Genomic DNA, 20278 nt, shown 5'->3' on the forward strand with positions numbered 1-20278 from the left:
CTCAGAGCCAGGTGATGCCGCCGGGCGAACAGGCCCTTCTCCTCGGGAAGCTCGTGGCATCTAGGTCTTCCTCCAGGCTGGACGAGGTGACCATCTTGCGGGCGCTCGTGGCCACCCGAACAGGCATTCGAGGCGCGAGAGATCGCGCCCCAGCACGACGGCCTCGTGCCAGGGCGCGGAGGTGTCCAGGTAGATCTCCTCCGCCCCGATCCCCTGCCAGATACACGCCTCGCCTCTCTTCATCTCCGCGTACCCCTCATCCTTCGACCGGCCCTCGACAGGTCCGTCGGGGTCGAGGAGCTTCCGCAACTCAGCGAGAAAGAACCGCTCGTACTCCTTGCGCCGTCGTCCTAGCGGATCTCCCGCGCTCACCTCAAGCGAGGCTCGGTCCGTCGGGTACGCGACGGACCGTTTCGAGGTGTGCGGGCAGGGACGAAGACTCTCAAAACCAGTTGATCCCCTCCGTAGAGCAAGATTTGGGGAGGCCGTATCCGACCGCCATCAAGTCCTCTTCCAGGTTCACCCATACCACCGTAGCCCGGCTCTCGGCGGCGCCTTTCACGGTGCCGGCCATGTGCAGTTCGTACTCGAATCCGACGTCCGGCTCCTCTGCGGGCGTTCGCCAACCGAACAGGCATCCCGGGCGCATCAAGTCCCGTACCAGGATCACGACCTCGTGCTCTTCCCCGGAGACGTCGAGTTCGACCGATTCGACCATGGCGCATTGCTCGACGTTGCCATGCATGCTTCTGAAAGGCTCGTCGCGCCCGAGCAGAACCCGGCGCACGTTCTCCAGCAGGATCCGCTCGTACTCCCCCCGCTGGGGGTCTATCCCGAGCTCTCCGCGTCGGCGACTTCCTCCGGCGTGCTGCCGCGTTGCATGGTGAGGGAGGAGACGCGGGGGCCGTCGACGCTCTTGACGCGCAGGGTGGAGCCGTCGGCCTCGACGACGTCGCCGGGCTCGGGCGGGCGGCCCAGAGCGCCGAGGACGTAGCCGCCGATGGTGTCGAAGTCCTCGTGCGGGAGGTCGAGGCTGAAGTACTCGTTCACCTCGGTGATCGGGATGCGTCCGTCGATGGCGTAGACGTCCTCGCCGATGCGCTCTATCGCCGCCTCGTCCTCGTCGAACTCGTCCTGGATCTCCCCGACGATCTCCTCCAGCACGTCCTCTATGGTGATGAGCCCCTCGACGCTCCCGTACTCGTCGATGACGATCGCCACCTGCAGCTTGCGCTTCTGGAACTCCCGCAGGATCTCCTCTATCCGCTTGGTCTCCGGCACGACGAGGCACTCCCTAACCAGGGGGTGGATGTCGAAGCCGTTCCCGTCTTCCTTCGCCGCCCTGAACAGGTCCTTGACGTGTACGGCCCCCAGGACGTGGTCGAGGTCGTCCTCGTAGACCGGGTAGCGCGTGTAGCGGCCGAAGGCGGCCTTCTCGACGAGCTCCTCCAGCGGCGCGTCGCTCGGCAGCGCCTCGATGTCGGGCCGGGGGACCATGATCTCGCGGGCCACCGTGTCCCCGAAGTCGAAGACGTTGTTCAGGTACTCGCGCTCCTGCGGGTCGAGGACGCCCTCCCTGGTGGAGGAGGTGATCATGATCCTCAGCTCCTCCTCCGAATGCGCCTCCATCTCCTCGCCGAGCCGTATCCCCCACGGCCTCAGGACGAAGTTCGTCGAGGCGTTCACGAGCCAGACCAGCGGCCGGAACGTCAGCATGAAGATCCTCAAGGGGCGCGCGATCCACATCGCCGTCGCCTCGGCCCGCTGGATGGAGAAGTACTTGGGTGCCTGCTCGCCGAAGACGAGGTGGGCGTAAGTGATCACGGCGAAGCCCAGGATCACGGCTATGACCTCGACGACGCTCTCGTTGGTGATCCCCACGCCGTGCAGGAGCGGCCGGATAAGCGCCGAGACCGCCGGCTCCCCGACCCAGCCCAGAGCCAGCGAGGCGACCGTGATCCCGACCTGGCAGACGGAGAGGTAAGCGTCGAGGTCGTGCAGCGCCCTGCGGACGACCGCGGCCCTCGAGCTACCCTCCTGCTCGAGCTGCACGATCCGCGTCTCGCGCACCCGCACGAACGCGAACTCCGCGGCGACGAAAAAGGCGTTCAGGACGATCAGAACGAGCGCCGCGATCAGGTTGATCGAGGAGTAGAGCGACTCGCCCAAGGTTACGACGCGCCTCCGGGCGGGGCCCCCCGGCGCGTCCAGGATCTGTGGCTGAGGTCTAAATCTTCCATCTTGCTGCGGGCGGCATTATACCTCAGCCTCCCGCTTCGAGGAGCGCCGTCGAGGTCCCCGCTCGCGCCGGGCGTCCGTTATCCCCGAGGGACCCCACGGGTAGAATCCCCGCGGACGTCCGGCTGTTCGAGGAGAGGATCCAACGATGAACGAGAAAGTACGGAACCCATGAGGGTGCTCGTCGCGGGCTCGCACGGCCAAGTCGGCCGGCACCTCGTCCGGCTGCTCTCAGAAGCGGGGCACGAAGCGAGGGCCATGATCCGGGACGACTCCCAGGCAGGGGAGATGGAAGCCCTCGGCGGCACCCCCGTAGTGGCGGACCTCGAAGGGGACCCTTCCCCGGCGGCGAAGGGCTGCGACGCCATCGTCTTCACGGCAGGCGGCGGTCCGGGGAGCGGCGCGGCCAAAAAGGAGACGGTCGACCGGCAGGGGGCCGTGAAGCTCATCGACGCCGCCGGGGAGCACGGCGTCCGCCGCTACGTCATGGTCAGCGCCATGGGCGCCGACGACCCGGAGTCCGGCTCCGAAGGGATGCGCCCCTACCTGCGCGCCAAGGGCCAGGCCGACGACGCCCTGCGAGAGAGCGGCCTCGACTTCACCATCGTGCGCCCCGGACGCCTCACCGACGACCCCGCCACCGGCAGGGTCGACGCCGCGGCCTCGCTCGGACGGCGCGGCGAGATCACGCGCGAAGACACCGCCCGCGTCCTCCTCGCTACCCTCACGGCGACCAACACCCACGGCAAGACCTTCGAGGTCCTGGACGGCGACACACCGATAGACGAGGCCGTGAACGCGTTGTAGGAAGTCGCGGCCGACTAGCGACCATCTGGCCCACCAAGGGCCAGATGGTCGCCCGAGGCTTCCGGCGGCGCGACCTCCCACACCCCGAAACCGCAGAAAGAGGGGCCCGGTCTCGATGACCGGGCCCCTCCTGTACCGCCAAGTCCTGACGGCCGAAAGCCAGACGCTCTTAGGCCTTGCCCTCCGCCGCGTACTCGCGGAGGAAGCCCTCGAAGAGCTTGCGGTGCTGCTGCTCGTCGCGCAGGATGGCGATGACCATGTCGTTGGTGACCGGGTCGGAGTCCTCCGTCGCCTCGACGACGCGCGTGTAGTGCTCGATAGCCTTCGTCTCGGCGTCGATGACGCCCTTGATGACGTGGACGACGTCGATCTGCTCCTCCGGCGGCTGCAGGAAGGTCTGCTCGGCCCTGAACTCCATCGAGCCGGGGACGACGCCGTAGAGCTCCTTGATCCTTGCCGCGAACTGCCTTGCGTGGTCCAGCTCCTCGGTGATGTCCTCCTCGAGCGACTCCTTGACCTCCTGGGCCCTGACGCCGTCGGGGTTGATGGACTCGGAGACGTAGTTCATGACCGTCTCGAGCTCCATGAAGTACGCCGTCTTCAGAAGCTCGACGATCTCCTCGCGCTTCTCGGTCATCTCCTGCGAGAGGATGCCCTCGCTGCCCCTGTTAGTCTCCAATGAGGTACCTCCTGATCTCTGCTTTACGCTTTTGTTATTTGTACCGTTACCCGGCGCAATCGACCGTAAAACACGACACTTGTTCGCGCGTTTAACCCACCTGTCAGGCCCCGGCGGGCTGCATCTCCCGGAGGTCCCTGGGCTTGTAGAGGCGGACGTACTCGCGGAACGCGGCGACCTCGCGCTCGGCCCTCTCGCCGGTCCGGCCGAGGTGCTCGACCGCTACCCTGGCGGCGGCCCGGTCCACGTCGAGGCCGACCTTCGGGCCCATCCCGACCATCGTGCGCCGCAGCAGCACGTCCCCGAGCGTCACGGCGAGCTCCCGGCGGAGCGCGTACAGGACCTCCGCCCCGATGATCCCGGTTCCGGGCGTGAACGTCGCCGAGAGCGGCACGCGCAGCGAGTGGTCGTCCCCGGCCTCGGCGAGGACGTTGGGGGCGCGCGTACCGTAGAGCTTCAGCATCCTCCCGGCCAGGTCGTCGGTAAGCCCGCTCGTCAGCTTGAAGCCGGCGCTAAAGGCCCCGAAGTCGCTCGTCTCTCCGCCGGCGAGCGGCACGCTGGCCGTGCGGCTCCAGGGGCCCGGCGCCCGAGCTTCTCGTAGACCTTATCGACCGTCTGGCGGGAGAGGTTCCGGTAGGTCGTCAGCTTCCCCCCGACGATGGAGATGAGGCCGCCGATCCTGGGCTCCTCCTTCGCGTGGTCGTGGATGATGTGGCTGCGGGTGACGGCGCTCGTCGACCCCTCGGGCTCGTAGGGCGGCGTTCTCGACGGCGAGCTTCTCCGCGTACTCGACCTGCCCGTCGTTCTCGACCTGCCCGTCGTAGTAGAGCGCCGCGCCCACGAGGCCCTCGGTGTTCAGGCCGGGCGCCCGCTCGACGACCTCCTCGCGGGAGAGCATCTCGTGCCGGCTCATCGACTTGCTCGGCGAGAGGGCGTCGTACACGTACATGCCGAGGCCCACGAGCGTCGGGCCGCGCCTGGAGCTCTCGTAGGTCGGGACCACGAAAGGCAGCGGCTTCACGAGGTGCGGCGCGATCCGCAGCAGCTTCTCGCGCTCGGAGAGGGACTCCCGGACGAGGTAGAACTCGTAGTATTCGAGGTAGCGCAGCCCGCCGTGGATGAGGCGGGTGGACCAGCTCGTCGTCCCGCTGGCGATGTCGCCCTTGTCGAGGAGCAGCACGCGCAGGCCGCGCATCGCCGCGTCGCGCGCTATCCCGGCCCCACGACGATGAGGTCGAAGGGGTATCGGGCGATATCCCCGGGCACCCGGGCCTCCATCGCGCCGGGCTCCGTCTCTACTCCCCTTCGTGTAGCTTCGGCTCGGTCCGGGCCTCCATCGCGGCCTCGACGCACTCCCCCGCGTCGGCCCCGGTCGAGGCGAGCACCGCCGCCGCGAAGGCCCCCTCGACGAAAGGCGCGTCCACGAGCCGTACCTTCTCCCTCGTCTCCGGTTCCAGCATGTCCAGCACGGTCTCGGCCGAGAGCACCGCGCTGCCTATGTCCATGAAAACCAAGACCTCGTCCGTCCCGAGCCCCTCGACGGCGGCGAGGATGCCGTCCGGGTCCGTCCCGAGGCCACCGTCGGTATCCCCCCCGACGGCCACGACCTCGACCTCCCCGGCCATGTGGCGCACGAGCTCCGCCGTCCCCTCCGCGATGGAGGGGCTGTGGGAGACGAGCACGAACCCGACCACGCCCTACGCCCCAGCGCCCGCGCCGCGGCATCGAGCAGCAGGTACGAGGAGCGCGCCCCCGGGTCCATGTGGCCCGCGGCCCGCTCCCCGAGGTAGTTTGCCCGTCCCCTCCTCGCGGTGAGGGGGACCGTCGACTCCGCCCCCCGTTCGCCGCCTCCGCCGCCGCGCGGAGAACCTCCCCCGCGCCCGCGCCGGAGGACGCGGCCTCCCTCGCGGCTCCGGCGGCGGGCTCCAGGGCGTCGACCATCGTCTTGTCCCCCACCTCGGCCTTGCCGCGCTGCTTCACCCCGCCGACCGCCGCCTCCAGCGCCTCCGCGACGTCCCCGGGCGAAGGGTCCTCCTTCCCCGCCAGCGCCGACGAGGCGCGCAGAAAGGCCGTCCCGTAGAGTGGGCCCGCGGCGCCGCCGACCTTGCTTATGAGGGCCATCGAGACGGCCTTGAGGGCGTCGGCCGGGGTTTTGGGCTCCGCACCGTCCAGGCGTTCGAGGGCGGCGCCGAAGCCGCGATGCATGTTGTTGCCGTGGTCGCCGTCCCGATCTCGGAGTCCAGCTTCGTCAGGTGGCGCCGGTGCTCCTCCATCGCAGACGCCATCTCCCTCACCACCGCGAGCGTCTTCTCGGTCGCGCTCAACTAGCCTCCCCTTCTACGAGCCCTCGCGCACGAGGTGCTTCTGCACCTTGCCCAGGGCGTTGCGCGGGAGCTCATCGACGAACACGACCTCGCGGGGCCGTTTGTAGCCCGCGAGGTCCCCCCGGCAGAAATGGACAACGGCTTCGGCCTCCAGGGCGGGGTCGTCCCGCACGACGGCCGCGGCGACCTTCTCGCCGTACTCCTCGTCCGGGAGCCCCACGACGGCGACCTCGGCGACGCCGGGGCAGCCCTCCAGGACCTCCTCGACCTCGCGCGGGTAGACGTTGTATCCGCCGGAGATGATCAACTCCTTCGCCCTTCCCGTGATCGTGTAGTAGCCGTCCTCGCTCACCGAGCCCAGGTCGCCGGTCCGGAACCAGCCGTCCGCCCCCAGGCTCTCCTCGGTCGCGTCCGGGCGCCGCCAGTAGCCCGCGAAGACGTGAGGCCCGCGCACCTCGATCTCCCCCACCTCCTCCGGCCCCAGAACCTCGCGGCTCTTCACGCCGACGATCCGCGCCTCCTGCCCCGGGAAAGGCCCCCCGACCGTGCCCGGCCGTCGCTCCCCGTGGTAGGGGTTTGTGAGGTTCATGCCGGTCTCGGTCATCCCGTACCGCTCCAGGATGCGCTCCCCGAAGAGCTCCTCGAACTCCGCGAAGGCCCCCGGGCTCAACGGCGCGCTCCCGGCCACGTACAGCCGTAGCGGACCGGGACGCTCGTCGCGGGCGCGCGCCTCCCGCAACAGGCGCGCGTACATCGTGGGCACGCCGAAGAACATCGTCGTCTCGCCGGCGAGCAGCGCGTCGTAGACCCTGCCGGCGTCGAACCTGCGGTGAAGCTCCGCGCTCGCCCCCGTAAAGAGCGTGCCGTGGGCCCCGACGGTGAGGCCGTGCGTGTGGAAGAGCGGGAGGGTGAGGAGCAGGCGGTCCTCGGGCGTCCAGCGCCACGCCTCGCAGACGGCCCGGACGTTGGCGACGAGGTTGCGGTGGAGGAGCATCGCCCCCTTGCTCCTCCCCGTGGTCCCCGAGGTGTAGGCGATCGTCGCGAGGTCGTCGCCGCCGGGGAGCTCCCGCTCGTACGGGCCCGCCCGTTTCAGGAACACCTCCAGGTCCTCGCCGACCTCCACGACGGTCTCGAGCTCCGGGAGGTCCCCGCGCACCCCTGCGAGCTCGGGCCGGCGCTCCCCGTCGGTGAGGCAGAGGCGGACGCCGGCGTCCTCGAAGATGTGGCGCAGCTCGGTCCTCTTGTACGCGGTGTTCACCGGCACCACCACGGCGCCCGCCAGGTGCGTGCCGAGGTAGGCCGCGAGAAAGTCGGGGCTGTTACCGAGGAAGAGGGCGACGCGATCTCCTCTGGAGAGCCCCGATCCCCTCAGCGCCCGCGCGAACCCTCGGCCCGTTCGCGCAGGCGCTCGTAGCTCCATCGGTCGCCCTCGAAGAGGAGGCACGTCCCCTGCGGCGCCCGCGTCGCATGGCGGACGAAGGCCTCGACGACCGAGGCCGGCCGCGCCCCTCCCCCGGCCCGTACCGCCCCGAGGGGTGGGACGAAGCCCCCGTCTCCTTCAAGCCCTCCTCCTAACCGGTTGCGACGCTGCGTGCGAGCGTCTTCACGAGGCCGGCCGCGCGATCCCCTGCGCCCCGGCAAGTCGAGCACCGTGCGCAGGAGGCGTCCCCGTGTCAGGCGATAAACAACCCGACGATGATGACGATAGACGTCATGATAAAGATCGCGCCGGCCGGCGGGTCGATGTGGGTGTCGCCGTGGATGAGGAACAGGCGGCTGAACGTCTCGCCCACGAGCGCTCCGCCGATCCCCGCGGCGGCGCCGAGGAGCAAGGCGAGCAGGGGCGAACCGCCGATCGCGAGGATGGCCCCTGCCGCGACGGCCGCCGGGAGCGTCATGTGGTGCGTGACCGGCACCGAGAAGCCCGTCTGCAGCAGGAGCAGGGAGGCGGCCGAGATACCGAAGCCGAGCACCCCGGCGGCGGCGGCGTAGTCGGGGTTGGCCTCGGTGAACGCCGTGACGATCCAGGCCGAGAGCAGTCCGGCGCCGAGACCGAGGATGGCGGCCTGCAGGAAGCCCTGCTGGTAATCCACCCAGACCCGGTCCCCGGCGGGCTCGAACCGGCCGCGCTGGCGCGCCTCGGCGTCCAGGCTACCGAACACGCCGGTCCTTCCGAAGGCCAGCCGGGCCACGATCGCGGAGACGACCACCGTGAAGGCTATGGAGTCGGTGTAACCGGCCACGTTGAGGCCGACCAGGAGCTGCTGGAAGACGTAGCCCCCCAGCCCGAACAGGCCCCCGACGATGAGCGTTATGGGGTCGTTGATACCGGCAAGCGGCGCGGCGATGTCGCGGCCGTTCTCCAGTCGGCCCCGTCTGTACGCAAAGGCCGCCGCCGCCGCTCCTCCGGCGAAGGCGACGTGCGGGCCGAAGACCGGACCGAACGCCACGTTGGTGATGATGTCGAAGTCGCTCCCCCCCACCGCCGCGGCGACGCCCACGAGCACGGCGAAGCCCGTAAACACGAACGCCGGCAGACCACCTATGGCCGCCCCGAACAAGCCACCCGCAAACGCGGCGAGCAAGATCGTCAAACTCAAATCCACGACACAACCTCCTTTTGGCCTCCCCGAGATCCCGCGGGAAGAATATTTACGCCCTCGACGCCGGTCAAGAAAGGGCCGGCAGCGGGCCAGGCCGATCTCGAAACCGAGACGCGCGGGGGCCTCGAAGCCTTACCCTCCGGCAAGCTCGTGCGTACTACCCGACCGGCGTCCTCGCGGGGCGTCCGGCCGTCGTCTGCCAGGCGTGCCCCTGCCTCGCCCCGGGCCGCGGCAGGGTCGCCCCCTGCCGCCCGTGATCCTCGAAGCTCCGGTACGGCGCGGGTCCGGGGCAGGGTACCTGTGGACGTAGGGGGCGCGCTGGGGCGCCCCTCCGTCCGTCTCCGCATCAATACGACGCCCCTAGAAAGGTCTGCCGGCGGTCACGCTGCAAGGCGCATCGAGGTAGCCCTTCATCTCCTCGTCGAGCTTGAGGAGCGAGATGCTGAAGCCCGCCATCTCGATCGAGGTCATGTACTCGCCGATGTAGGGCATGCGCCAGACCCGTACCCCCTCGCGTTTCAGGACGTCCGCCACGTGGGCGTAAGCGACGTAGAGCTCCATAAGCGGGGTGCCGCCGAGGCCGTTGATCATCACGGCGACCTCGGAGCCCGAGAAGTCGACGTTGTCGCCGAGGATCTTCTCGAGCATCTCGTCCACGATCTGGTCGGCCGGCTCTATCTTTTTGCGCTCGATGCCGGGCTCGCCGTGGATGCCCATCCCGATCTCCATCTCGTCGTCGGCGATCTCGAAGATGGGCTCGCCGGACTCGGGCGGGGTGCAGCTCGTGAGCGCCATCCCCATGGAGCGCAGGTTGGAGTTGACCCTGGAAGCTATCTCCCCGACCCCCGAGAGGTCCTTGCCGTCGTCGGCGGCGGCCCCGGCGATCTTGTGAACGAAGATCGTGCCGGCGATCCCGCGCCGCCCCGTGGTGTAGGTCGAGTCCTCCACGGAGACGTCGTCGTTGACGATGATGTAGTCCGTCTGGATCCCCTCGGCCTCGGCGAGCTCCCCGGCCATCTCGAAGTTGAGGACGTCGCCGGTGTAGTTTTTGACGACGTAGAACACGCCCGCCCGCCGTCGACGGCCTTGGAGGCCTCGAGCATCTGCTCCGGGGTCGGGCTCGTGAAGACGGCGCCGGCGCAGGCGGCGTCGAGCATCCCGGGGCCCACGTACCCGCCGTGGGTGGGCTCGTGCCCGGAGCCGCCCCGCTGATGAGGGCGACCTTCCCCTGGACCGGGGCGTCGGCGCGGACGACGACGCCGAAGTCGTGGATGACGCGGAGCATCCCGCCGTGGGCGAGCTCCATGCCCCGGAGCATCTCGGCGACCACGTTCTCCGGGGCGTTGATGACCTTCTTCATCTCGCCCCCCCTAACCGAGCGGCGATTCGACGGCCTCGCGCGCCCAGCTCTTGGAGCGCTCGACGGCCTCCTTCCAGCGGCCGTGGAGCCTGTTGCGCTCCTCGTCGCTCATCTGGGGCTCGTAGCGGTTGGCGAGCTTCCACTTCGCGGCGAGCTCGTCGCGGTCGTCCCAGAAGCCGGTGGCGAGGCCCGCGAGGTAAGCAGAGCCGAGGGCCGTGGTCTCCGTGATCTCCGGCACCTCGACCGGAACCCCGAGGATGTCCGCCTGAAACTGCATGAGCCAGCCGTTGGCGGCCGCCCCGCCGTCGGCCCTGAACCCCGGAAGCTTTATCCCCGAGTCCTTCTCCATGGCGTCGACGACGTCCTTGGTCTGGTAGGCCATGCTCTCCAGCGCCGCCCGCGCGAGGTGCGCCTTCGTGGTGCCGCGGGTCAGGCCGACGATGGTGCCGCGGGCGTAGGGCTCCCAGTGCGGCGCCCCGAGGCCGACGAGCGCCGGAACGAAGTACACGTCGTCGTTGGAGTCCACGCTGCGGGCGAGCTCCTCGGTCTCGGCCGCGTTCTTGATGATGCCGAGCCCGTCCCTCAGCCATTGCACGGCGGCGCCCGTGATGAAGATGGCGCCCTCGAGGGCGTACTCGACGGGCTCGTCGCCGATGCCCCAGGCGATGGTGGTGAGGAGGTCGCCCTCGCTCTTCATCGGCTCGGGGCCGGTGTTCATGAGGGCGAAGGAGCCGGTGCCGTAGGTGTTCTTGGCGAGGCCCTTGGTGTAGGCGGCCTCCCCGAAGAGGGCGGCCTGCTGGTCGCCTATGACGGCCGCGACCGGCACCTCGGCCTGGAAGAAGGCGCCGGGGTCGGTGTTGCCGTAGACGTAGGAGCTCGGCCTGACCTCGGGCAGGATCTCGTCGGGCACCCGGAAGAGGTTGAGGAGGTCTCGGTCCCACTCCAGGTTGTAGATGTTGTAGAGCAGGGTGCGCGAGGCGTTGGAGTAGTCCGTGACGTGGGCGTGGCCGCCGGTCAGCTTGTAGACCATCCAGGAGTCGATGGTGCCGAAGGCGATCTCGCCGCGCTCCGCCCGCTCGCGCAAGCCCTCGACGTTGTCGAGCATCCACGCGATCTTGGAGCCGGAGAAGTAGGCGTCGATGGTGAGGCCGGTCTTGTCGCGGACCATCCCGTCGTTTCCGGCCTCGGAGAGCTCGGTGCACAGGGCCGCCCCGCGCCGGTCCTGCCACACGATCGCGTTGTGCACCGGCTCGCCGGTGTTGCGGTCCCACATCACGGCCGTCTCGCGCTGGTTGGTGATCCCGATGGCGGCGAGCTGTCGCGCGCTGATCTGGGCGTCGCCCAGGGCCTCCCCGACGACCCGCATGGAGACGCGCCAGATCTCGTCCGCGTCGTGCTCCACCCAGCCGGGCCTCGGGTAGTGCTGCGTGAACTCCGAGTAAGCCCTCCCCACGAGCGCGCCCGCGTGGTCGAAGATGAGGACCGTCGTCCCCGTCGTCCCCTGATCTATCGCCAGAACGTAATCCCCTGCCATACCCCGTCCTTTCGTCCCTTTCCCTTTACGACCGACGCCGCGCGCTTCGCTCTCCGGCCTCACCTCCCAGCGCAAGAGCCCCACACGGACGTCGCCACGGCCGGTCTCCCGGCCCGGCGCTTCCTATCCCGTGCGAGGCTCTCTCTTATGTCTCTGTGCCCGCGAAGCTTGTTGTCTTTCTCGCCGACACTCTACGCGGGCCAAAAATCCGCGTCAAGCGGAAGGTTTAATGGCGCCGACGTAGCGCGCGCGGGCGCCAGAGCCCCTCGAAGCTGGTCGAGACGCCGGAGGCTCCGGCGGCGAGCAGGGCCGCGACGTCGTCCTCGCTCTTGAGCAGGCCGCCGGCGAGGACGGGGCGTTCGAGGAGCCCGGGGTGCGTGGCGAGGACCTCGGGCAGCGCGAGGGCGGGGAGTATCTCGACGCAGTGGGGGTCCGCCCGCCCGATCAGGCGCGTCCCACGCTCGACGGCGCCGGAGTCGATGGCGAAGAGGCGCTGGATGGCGACGAGGCCGAGGCCCTTGGCGAGCTCGACGACGTGGCGGTGCGTCGAGATGATCCCCTCGACCCTCCCGGCGAGGAACCGCAGCCCGCTCGCGTCGGCGGAGACGCCCCCGACCATGTCCACGTTGACGCACACGGCGGGCCTCTTGCGCTGTCCGGCCTCCTCTACCCGCTCGAGCACGCGGAAGACGTCGCCGCCGAGGACGAAGACCGCCGCGTGCGGCCCCGAAAGGGCGTCGCGCAGCGCGCCGTCCGGCCCCCTCACGGCAGGGATGACGGGCGAGAGCCGCAGCTCCCCGAAGAAGTCCCGCGCGCCGTTCGTCCTCTTCACGCCCGGACCATAGCACCTCCGGCCCGCCTTCGAACCCCTCGGGCTACGCTAGACTGCAACCCGATCGTACGTCTGTACACGGAGCGGAGGCTGAGAAGAGATGGCTATAAAGTTCGCGGGGGCGCACCACGTCACGGCCATAGCCGGCGACCCGCAAGACAACGTGGACTTCTACGCGGGTATCCTGGGGCTCAGGCTCGTCAAGAAGACGGTGAACTTCGACGACCCGAGCTCCTACCACCTCTACTACGGGGACGCCGGCGGAAACCCCGGCACGATCATGACCTTCTTCTCCTGGCCGGGGGCGCCGCGCGGCCGGAGCGGGGCCGGCCAGATCGGGGCTACCTCGTTCGCGGTGCCGGAGGACTCCCTGGGCTACTGGACGCAGCGCCTCGTCGAGCACGGCGTCCGCTTCGGGGCCCCGGCGCGCCGCTTCGACGAGACCGTCCTCACCTTCGAGGACCCGGACGGCCTCGGGATCGAGATCGTGGCGCGGCCCGGGCTGGACGCGGCATCGGGCTCGTGGGCGGGGAGCACCGTGCCCACGGAGCACGCGGTCCGCAAGATCTCGGGCGTCACCCTCCTCGAGGCCGACCCCTCCCGGACGGAGGAGCTCCTCTCCAACTTCCTGGGCTTCGAGAAGGTCGGCGAGGAGGAAGGCCGCGTCCGGTACGCCACGGAAGGGGCGAGACCTTCGCGGACGTCGTCCCCGTGCCGGACGGGGCGCGGGGCAGACCGCGGTCGGGACGACGCACCACGTCGCCTGGCGCGCGCCGGACGACGAGACCGAGGAGGCCTGGCGCGCCGAGGCCGAGACGCGCGGCCTCGACGTCACCCCGTCCTCGACCGGCAGTACTTCCACTCCATCTACTTCCGCGAGCCCGGCGGCGTCCTCTTCGAGATCGCGACCGACCCGCCCGGCTTCGCCGTCGACGAGGACCCGGAGCACCTCGGGGAGGAGCTGAAGCTCCCGCCCTGGCTGGAGAGGCACCGCGACCGCATCGAGGCGAGCCTCCCCCCGTCCGTCTCCCGCAAGAGAAGGCGCTCTAGCCGTGGCGAACGAGCTCTCGGGGTTCGCGCACCGCTTCGTGCCGGCCGAGGGGGACGACCCGAACACCCTGCTCCTCCTGCACGGCACGGGGGCAACGAGGACGACCTCCTCCCCTCGGACGCATGATCAGCGGCAGCGCCGCCCTCCTCAGCCCGCGCGGCAAGGTCTCGGAGCACGGCATGCCCCGCTTCTTCAGGCGCCTCGCCGAGGGATCTTCGACGAGGAAGACCTGATCCGCCGCACCCACGAGCTCGCCGGCTTCGTCGAAGAGGCCGCGGGCGAGTACGGGATCGACCGGGGCCGCGTCTGGGCGGTCGGCTTCTCGAACGGGGCGAACATCGCGGCGAGCCTGCTCCTGCTCCACCCGGGCCTCCTCGCCGGCGCCGTCCTCCTCCGGGCGATGGTCCCCCTCGAACCGGACCCGACGCCCGACCTCTCGGGCACCCCGGTCTACCTCGCGGCGGGCCGCTCCGACCCCATAGTCCCCGCCGACAACACCGAACGGCTCGCGGGCCTCCTCGAGGAAGCCGGCGCTGACGTCACCCTCGACTGGCAGCCCGGCGGCCACGGCATAGGCCGCCCGGAGGTCGACGCCGCCCGATCGTGGCTTGAAGGCGTGCTCGCCAAGCCCTCCTAGCCCGAACGGTCATCTCGTCCCCGGGCGCCGCCTCCGCGCGGCGCCCGGGTACCGGCCGGCCGCCGAGCTCCCGCCCCTCCGGCCTCGGCCGTGGGCTCGATAGCCACCGCCCCTTCGTCACCCAAAGACGGTCTTATTGCTCCGATAACCAGCGAGTGATACCTTTGCGTACGTTATGGGGTGAGCCTGCAAGGACTTCGGGTTTTTCTGTGCGTGCTGGAGCACGGTTCGCTGTCGGCGGCGGGGCGCGAGCTCGGGATGACGCAGCCGGCGGTCTCCAACCACCTGCACGCGCTGGAGGAGCGTTTCGGGGTCGCGCTCGTCTCGCGGGGCGGCCGATGCGCTCGACGCCCGCGGGGAAGGTCTGGCGGGGCACGCTCGACGCGTCCTCGGCGCGGTCGCGGAGCTCGAGGAGGGATGTCGCGGCACGCCGGCCCGCACGGGCGTCTCGCCGTCGGGTCTCTTCGACGCCCGGGAGCTGCTCCTCCCCAGCTCGCAGCGGAGTACTCCCGGCGGTACCCGGAGGTGACGCTCGACGCGCGCGTGGCGGATACGGAGGAGACGGTCGCCCTGATCCTCGAACGCGAGGTCGAGGTGGCGCTCGTGGGGGCGCGGCGGAGCACCCGCGGCTCGTCGGGCGGGTGGTCGAGGAGGACGAGCTCGTCCCCGTCGCCGCCCGTTCCGACCCGCTCGTCGGCGGGCCGGTCGGCATCGAAGCCCTGAACGGGCGCTCGTTCGTGCTCCGGGAGAAGGGCTCCGCGACGCGGTTGGCCGTCGAGGAGGGCTCGCGAGGGCCGGCGTCGGGGGCCGGCGGTGGCGATGGAGCTCGGCTCCAACGCGGCCGTCGCGGGTGCGGTCGCGGCGGGGCGGGATCGGGGTGATACCGGCTCGCACCCTCGGGGCGCAGGCCCCCGTGGAGCGCCTCGACGTTCGGGGGTGAGCTTCTCCCGCCCGTTCGTCCTGCTCGTGGAGCGCGGCAGGCCCCTCTCGCCCGCAGCGGAGGCGTTCGTGGGGCTGTGTACCGAGAACCCGGGTAGGAGGGAGCTTTCTTGACAAAGCGTTCGTTCGCCGCCGTAGCCTTCGCGCTCTTCGCCGTTCTTGCGGCGGGGTGCGGCGGCGCCCGGAGGGAGGCTCCGACGCGCAGGCGCGGGAGCCGCTGCGGGTCGGGCTGGTGCCTAACCAGAACCCGAGAAGGTCGAGGCGGAGTACGCGCCGCTCGGGAGTACCTCTCCGGGGAGCTCGGGACGGAGGTCGAGCTCTCCGTGCCGGCGAGCTACAGCGCCGTGGTCGAGGCGATGGCGTCCGGGGAGCTGGACCTCGCGTACTTCGGGGGCTGACGTACGTGCAGGCCCGGGAGCGGGCGGAGGTCCATCCGCTCGTCACGGAGATCAACCCGAGGACCCACGACACCACCTATCGGTCGGTGATCATCGTGCCCGAAGAGAGCCCGGTCCGGGAGGTCTCGGAGCTTCGGGGCCGGGACTTCGCCTTCGGGAGCGTCTCCTCGACCTCCGGTTCCCTCTACCCCTCGATCATGCTGAGGGAGGCCGGGGTGGATTACAGGACGGACCTCGGCGAGGTCACCTACACCGGCGGGCACGACGCGACCGCGCAGGCGGTGGCGGGCGGGCGGGTCGACGCGGGCGGGATCGAGGACCGCATCCTGTACAGGCTCGAGGAGGAGGGCGTGATCGAGGGGGGCTCCGTGCGCGTGATCGAGGAGTCCGACCCGATCCAGGGCTACCCCTGGGTGGTCCGAAGCGAGCTCCCCGACGACCTGGAGGGCGCCATCACCGACGCCTACCTGAGCATGCAGGACCCCGACCTCCTCGACCTCCTCGGCGCCGAGGGCTACGAGCGCGTCGAGGCCGGGGACTACGACTACGTCGAGGAGCAGGCCCGCGAGCTGGACCTCCTGACGGAGAGCCAGTAGCTTGGGACGGGGCCTCTCCCTGGAGAACGTCGGCGTCCGCTTCGGCGGCAGGGCGGCGCTGGACGGCGTCACGCTCTCCGTCCGGCCCGGCGAGGGGCTCGCCGTGATCGGGGCGAGCGGCGCGGGCAAATCCACGCTCTTTCGCGCCCTGACCCGGAGCGTCCCGCTCCACTCGGGCACCGTCGCCGTGGGAGGGCGGGACCTCTACTCCCTGTCCGGGCGCGAGCTCGGGGCGGAGCGGCGGCGGGTCGGGACGATACACCAGGCATACAACCTCGTCCCGCAGCTCTCCGCCGGCCTCAACGCGGCCCTGGGCGAGGTCGGAGCGTTGGGCAGGTCGGCGACGATGAGGATGCTGATTCTCGGGCCGGACGCAGAGCTAGCGCGGAAGGCGAGCGGGGCGCTGGAGCGGGTCGGGCTCGGGGATCGGGTGCGCGCGAGGACGGCCGACCTCTCCGGGGGGCAGCAGCAGCGGGTCGCGGTCGCGAGGCTCCTGGTGCAGGAGCCCGGCCTGATCCTGGCCGACGAGCCCTTCGCCGCCGTCGATCCCGTAACCTCCGAGAGGGTGATGGGGCGCTCCTGGAGCTCAACCGCGGCGGCGCGACGCTGCTCGTCAACCTGCACGACGTCGAGGTAGCGCGCACCTTCCCCGCGTGGTGGCCCTGCGGGCGGGACGGGTCGTCTTCGACGGCGAGCCGAAGGACCTTACGGACCGGCTCCTCGCCGCCGTCTACGAGGGCGACGGGAGGCGCGCGGAGCGGGAGGAAGGGGCGCCGCGGAGGCGGGAGCCGATCCGCGTGGCGGAGGGACGAGATGGCGTCTCGGCCCACTAGCGCCCCGGGGCTCGGGGGGGCGGTACCGCGCTTCTCCTGGACCGCGAGCCTTGGCGTGCTCGTCCTGCTCGGCCTCACCGGGTGGAGCGCCTACGGCGTCGGCTTCGACCTCGTCGACCTCCTCTCCGGGGGCGGCGCGGTCGAACGGTTCGTCTCCGAGATGTTCCCGCCCGACCTCTCGGCCGCCACGCTGCGGGCGACGGGCGTGGGCCTCCTCGAGACCTTCCAGATGTCGTTTCTCGGCGCCCTCATAGGGGCGATCGTCGCCTTCCCGCTCGCGGCGCTCGGGACGCGCGAGGAGATGGCAACCGGGGCGTCGCGGGGCGAGCGGGCCCTCGCAGCCGTCCCCTACCACGCCGCCCGGTTCGTCCTCAACGTCTTCCGGAGCGTCCCGGACATCCTGTGGGCGCTCGTCTTCGTGGTGGCCCTGGGGCTCGGGCCGTTCCCGGGGATGCTCGCCCTCGCCGTGCACTCCGCCGGCGTCCTGGGCAAGCTCTACAGCGAGACGCTGGAGGCCGTCCCCTCACGGCCCGTCGAGGCGTTGAGGGCGACGGGGGCGACGGGGCTTCAGGCCTTCCTGTTCGGACGGCTCCCGCAGGCGATGAGCGGGTTCGCCTCGCTGACGCTCTACCAGTGGGAGTGCAACATACGTTCGGCGACCATCCTGGGGTTCGTCGGGGCCGGGGGGATCGGGCAGCAGATCCTGATCTCAATGAACCTCTTCGACTACCCGAAGGTGGCGACCCTCGTCGGCGCGACGATCCTGGTCGTGCTCCTCGTCGACCGCTTCTCGGCGGCGGTGCGGCGGAGGCTAGCGGACTAGTTCGAGGACGCTACATCTCCAGGCGCGGGTAGTAGTTTTCGGCACCGATCTTCCGGACGTCCGAGACCCAGTCGCCCTCGTACTCTTCCGTCGGGCCCTGGTCGGGGTTCGTGAGGCTCCAGGCCTGGCGCTTGTAGGTCCAGTTGTCGGGCTGGAGGCGATGGGCCTCCCGGAAGTGCGCCACGGCCAGGTCGGCGCGTCCCTCGCGGTGGAGGTGTTGGCCGAGCTCGAAGCGGGCGGCGGCTTTGGCCTCTTCGAAGGGGCGCGGGCGGCTGCGCGCGATGACCTCGTCGGGGTCCAGGGCGTAGGGGCTCTCGGGGCCGTTTCGGACCCAGTCGCGCAGGGCCGTCACGTATTTTTCGTGCTCGACGCGGACCCCCTTGGCCTCGGTGAGGCGGTCGACGAGTTGCGGCGAGGCACCTTTGGGGATCTCGCGGTCCAGGAAGGGCGGGCGCCAGGGGAAGGCCGGCTCGGGCGGGCGGACTATCGTGCCCTCCTCGTCGATCCAGAGCGCGCTGGGGACGTTGACGATCCCGAAGAGCTCGTCCATGAGGTGGGACTCGTCGACGAGCGTGAGGTAGCCGGGCCGGGCGCGCTCGTACCAGGGCCGTGCGGCCTCCGGCCCCCGCTATCGAGGGCGACGGCGACGATCTCCAGCCCTCGGGGTTGAGCTCGGCGTACAGTTCCTGCCACCCGGGCAGGTCGAAGCGGCACCCTCACCACGAGGCCCAGGCGTAGAGCAGGACCTTTCTGCCGCGCAGGCCCTCAGGCGGAAGGGCATGCCCTCGAGGTCGGGGAGCGTCAGGTCCGGGGCCTCGGTGCTCGCCAGCGCCCGGCCGCCGGCCTCGGGGCCGAGGCAGAGGAGGCCCGTCACGTCGTCCCGCACCAGGGGCATCCCGAGGCGTTCGGCGAGGACGCGGGCTTGCAGCCTCTCGTCCTCCCCCGGTGGCAGCAGGACGCAGCGCTCGTCCTTGCAGGCGCCCTCGGGCTTTATGGCCCAGCCGGTGCGACGTTCTAGCTCGGCCGGGTCGACGCGCGGGCCTTCGATGATCAATGCTGGTTCCTCCCGGAAAAAGATGGCGTGTCGAGGGCGGCACGCGCCTCGGGCGCCGCGTCCTCCCTGTCGACGGGCGGCACTACGGCCATGAGCGTCCCCTTCCCTTTCGAGCGCGGCATTATAGCAAGAGGGCCTCCCGGCCCCTTCGCGCGACCGGGGGCTAGAGGGCGCAGGTGCGGAAGCCGGCGAAGATGTCGCGGCGATCGGGCGTGGCGAAGTTGCGCCAGGTGTTGCGGAGCATGCGGCCCCTCGTCGCCCAGGAGCCGCCCCTGAGGACCTTGTGGTCGCCGAACCAGGGCTCGGAGTAGTCGGCGTACGGGTCGGGGACGAAGCCGGGGTACGGGCCGAAGTCGTCGGCGCACCACTCCCAGACGTTCCCGATCATCTGGCGGCACCCGAACGCGCTGTCGCCCTCGGGGAACGCCGCCACGTTCGCCGGGCCGAGCAGACGACCGTCGAGGTTCGCGTGGCGCGGGCCCGGGGGCTCGTCCCCCCACGGGTAGAGGCGCTTGCGGCCCGCCGGGTCCCCTCCCGAGGCGGCCATCTCCCACTCGGCCTCCGTGGGGAGCCGCCTCCCCGCCCAGCGGCAGTACGCCTCGGCCTCGTACCAGTTCACGTGGATCACGGGCGCGTGGGGGCTGAGGGCCTCCGTCGTGTCGAAGGATCTGGCGTACAGCCCCTCCGGCTTGCGCGACCAGTAGACGGGGAAAACGTCGCCCGCCTCGTCGCGCCACCGCCTTCCGGCCTCGCTCCAGAGCTCGCCGTCCCCGTAGCCGCCATCCTCCACGAACGCGGCGAACTCCTCGTTCGTGACGGGGGCACGCGAGATGCGGAACGGGGCGACTTCGACGGGGTGGCCCCACTTCTCGTTGTCGAAGACGAACGGGAGGTTCCGGTCGGCCCCGAGAACGAACTCGCCGCCGGGGACCTCGGCGTCGCCCGCGAGGGGGCCCGCGGGCCCGTCGTCGAGGACGGACGGGTCGTACCCGGAGATGGGGGGCGCCGGGAGCGCGTGCGTCTGGCGGGTGTAGGTGAAGGCCTCGCCGTGCATGTCCTCGTGAAAGGCCGCGAGCCTCGCGAAGTAGGCGTTCTGCGGCGTGGGGCCTCCGGCCTCGATCTTGCGCAGGGTCTCGTCGAGGACGCGTCGCATGTACAGGAGGTTCTCCCCGCGCGAGAGCAGGGGGAGGTCCCAGCGGGTGTCGTGCGCGACCTCCATCGAGTCGTAGAGCTCGTCGGCTTGAGGGAGGATCTTCGAGGGCTCGAAACGCTCGTCCGTGATGCGCCTGAGGTTCCAGCGCTCCTGGAACCAGGCGAGGTGCCCTATCTCCCAAAGGGGCGGGTTCACTATGCGCAGTTGCGGGCCGAGCATCTGCTCGTCCGAGAGGTCGGAGACCAGCTCCAGCGTCCGCCTGCGGCAGTCCACGAGCATCTCCACGAGCCCGTCGACCCTCTCCCTAGTCTCCTCGCGCATGGCCTCCGCGTCCTCCCTCATCATCCTCGACCGGCCCGCTGCATCGTAGCGCAACGAGGACGGGTTATGGGCCCGAAGGTGTACCCGGCCGGTCCG

General features: G+C 70.4%; 19 protein-coding genes and 4 pseudogenes. 8 read left to right on the top strand and 15 right to left on the bottom strand.

Annotated features, from left to right (window positions below):
- Window positions 1-60: 60 nt before the first annotated feature.
- The 3 genes from GBA65_RS13090 to GBA65_RS13100 all read right to left on the bottom strand — a co-directional run bounded on the left by GBA65_RS13090 (window position 61) and on the right by GBA65_RS13100 (window position 2169).
- Entirely contained in the window at window positions 61-372 is a 312-nt protein-coding gene (locus GBA65_RS13090; RefSeq protein WP_166396931.1) for a hypothetical protein, read from the bottom strand.
- Between the two features lie 70 nt (window positions 373-442).
- On the bottom strand, window positions 443-787 hold the full coding sequence (locus tag GBA65_RS13095) for a hypothetical protein (RefSeq protein ID WP_166396932.1): 345 nt from the start codon (window positions 785-787) through the stop codon (window positions 443-445).
- Window positions 788-828: 41 nt separating this feature from the next.
- The gene (locus GBA65_RS13100) at window positions 829-2169 is read right to left on the bottom strand and encodes a hemolysin family protein (protein ID WP_228281306.1); all 1341 of its coding nucleotides are present in this window, start codon (window positions 2167-2169) and stop codon (window positions 829-831) included.
- 240 nt (window positions 2170-2409) lie between these two features.
- Here GBA65_RS13100 and GBA65_RS13105 point away from each other — a divergent pair, with 240 nt between their 5' ends.
- On the top strand, window positions 2410-3045 hold the full coding sequence (locus tag GBA65_RS13105) for an SDR family oxidoreductase (protein ID WP_166396933.1): 636 nt from the start codon (window positions 2410-2412) through the stop codon (window positions 3043-3045).
- 169 nt (window positions 3046-3214) lie between these two features.
- On the opposite strand, the gene GBA65_RS13110 is transcribed toward GBA65_RS13105, so the two are convergent.
- From GBA65_RS13110 to GBA65_RS13150, 10 genes and pseudogenes are all read right to left on the bottom strand, one after another.
- The gene (locus GBA65_RS13110) at window positions 3215-3724 is read right to left on the bottom strand and encodes a ferritin-like domain-containing protein (RefSeq protein WP_228281307.1); all 510 of its coding nucleotides are present in this window, start codon (window positions 3722-3724) and stop codon (window positions 3215-3217) included.
- A 103-nt stretch (window positions 3725-3827) separates the two neighbouring features.
- On the bottom strand, window positions 3828-4280 hold the full coding sequence (locus tag GBA65_RS23220) for a glycerol-3-phosphate dehydrogenase C-terminal domain-containing protein (RefSeq protein WP_207955750.1): 453 nt from the start codon (window positions 4278-4280) through the stop codon (window positions 3828-3830).
- A 48-nt stretch (window positions 4281-4328) separates the two neighbouring features.
- Window positions 4329-4919, bottom strand: a complete 591-nt coding sequence (locus tag GBA65_RS23225) for an FAD-dependent oxidoreductase (protein ID WP_207955751.1) — start codon at window positions 4917-4919, stop codon at window positions 4329-4331.
- A 100-nt stretch (window positions 4920-5019) separates the two neighbouring features.
- A complete protein-coding gene (gene dhaM / locus GBA65_RS13120; RefSeq protein ID WP_166396934.1) occupies window positions 5020-5418 on the bottom strand; it encodes a dihydroxyacetone kinase phosphoryl donor subunit DhaM in 399 nt (132 codons plus the stop codon).
- A 14-nt stretch (window positions 5419-5432) separates the two neighbouring features.
- A pseudogene (gene dhaL, locus GBA65_RS26530) lies at window positions 5433-6009 on the bottom strand (dihydroxyacetone kinase subunit DhaL); the annotation flags it as partial.
- Between the two features lie 52 nt (window positions 6010-6061).
- On the bottom strand, window positions 6062-7468 hold the full coding sequence (locus tag GBA65_RS13130) for an acyl-CoA synthetase (RefSeq protein ID WP_207955753.1): 1407 nt from the start codon (window positions 7466-7468) through the stop codon (window positions 6062-6064).
- Window positions 7469-7721: 253 nt separating this feature from the next.
- Window positions 7722-8654 (bottom strand): hypothetical protein, encoded by a 933-nt coding sequence (locus GBA65_RS13135; protein ID WP_207955754.1) that lies wholly within the window; start codon window positions 8652-8654, stop codon window positions 7722-7724.
- A gap of 357 nt (window positions 8655-9011) precedes the next feature.
- Window positions 9012-10011, bottom strand: a pseudogene (gene dhaK / locus GBA65_RS13140) (dihydroxyacetone kinase subunit DhaK).
- A 10-nt stretch (window positions 10012-10021) separates the two neighbouring features.
- Window positions 10022-11545: a glycerol kinase GlpK gene (gene glpK / locus GBA65_RS13145; protein WP_166396935.1), complete on the bottom strand. Its 1524-nt coding sequence runs from the start codon at window positions 11543-11545 to the stop codon at window positions 10022-10024.
- Window positions 11546-11771: 226 nt separating this feature from the next.
- Window positions 11772-12377 carry a glycerol-3-phosphate responsive antiterminator gene (locus GBA65_RS13150; protein ID WP_166396936.1) on the bottom strand — a complete coding sequence of 202 codons (606 nt, stop codon included), beginning with the start codon at window positions 12375-12377 and terminating at the stop codon, window positions 11772-11774.
- Between the two features lie 100 nt (window positions 12378-12477).
- On the opposite strand from GBA65_RS13150, the gene GBA65_RS13155 reads away from it, so the two are divergent.
- From GBA65_RS13155 to phnE, 7 genes and pseudogenes are all read left to right on the top strand, one after another.
- Window positions 12478-13554: a ring-cleaving dioxygenase gene (locus tag GBA65_RS13155; protein WP_207955755.1), complete on the top strand. Its 1077-nt coding sequence runs from the start codon at window positions 12478-12480 to the stop codon at window positions 13552-13554.
- On the top strand, window positions 13466-14065 hold the full coding sequence (locus tag GBA65_RS24430) for an alpha/beta hydrolase (protein WP_228281976.1): 600 nt from the start codon (window positions 13466-13468) through the stop codon (window positions 14063-14065). Before GBA65_RS13155 ends, GBA65_RS24430 begins: the two co-directional genes overlap by 89 nt.
- Window positions 14066-14278: 213 nt before the next feature.
- A complete protein-coding gene (locus tag GBA65_RS26535) occupies window positions 14279-14788 on the top strand; it encodes a LysR family transcriptional regulator (protein ID WP_407691093.1) in 510 nt (169 codons plus the stop codon).
- Window positions 14789-15327: 539 nt separating this feature from the next.
- Window positions 15328-15998: pseudogene (gene phnD / locus GBA65_RS13180) on the top strand (phosphate/phosphite/phosphonate ABC transporter substrate-binding protein).
- 1 nt (window position 15999) lies between these two features.
- Complete coding sequence (locus GBA65_RS13185; protein ID WP_166396941.1) at window positions 16000-16635, top strand: phosphonate ABC transporter ATP-binding protein; 636 nt, start codon at window positions 16000-16002, stop codon at window positions 16633-16635.
- Window positions 16636-16651: 16 nt separating this feature from the next.
- The gene (locus GBA65_RS13190) at window positions 16652-16831 is read left to right on the top strand and encodes a hypothetical protein (RefSeq protein ID WP_166396942.1); all 180 of its coding nucleotides are present in this window, start codon (window positions 16652-16654) and stop codon (window positions 16829-16831) included.
- A complete protein-coding gene (phnE, locus tag GBA65_RS13195) occupies window positions 16812-17654 on the top strand; it encodes a phosphonate ABC transporter, permease protein PhnE (RefSeq protein WP_166396943.1) in 843 nt (280 codons plus the stop codon). Before GBA65_RS13190 ends, phnE begins: the two co-directional genes overlap by 20 nt.
- A 10-nt stretch (window positions 17655-17664) precedes the next feature.
- On the opposite strand, the pseudogene GBA65_RS25855 reads toward phnE, so the two are convergent.
- Together GBA65_RS25855 and senA are read right to left on the bottom strand one after the other, a co-directional pair.
- A pseudogene (locus tag GBA65_RS25855) lies at window positions 17665-18708 on the bottom strand (ResA-like WAxxUGC motif-containing protein).
- 163 nt (window positions 18709-18871) lie between these two features.
- A complete protein-coding gene (gene senA, locus GBA65_RS13205; protein ID WP_207955758.1) occupies window positions 18872-20206 on the bottom strand; it encodes a selenoneine synthase SenA in 1335 nt (444 codons plus the stop codon).
- Between the last annotated feature and the right edge of the window lie 72 nt (window positions 20207-20278).

The organism is Rubrobacter marinus (assembly GCF_011492965.1).
Taxonomy (GTDB): Bacteria; Actinomycetota; Rubrobacteria; order Rubrobacterales; family Rubrobacteraceae; genus Rubrobacter_F; species Rubrobacter_F marinus.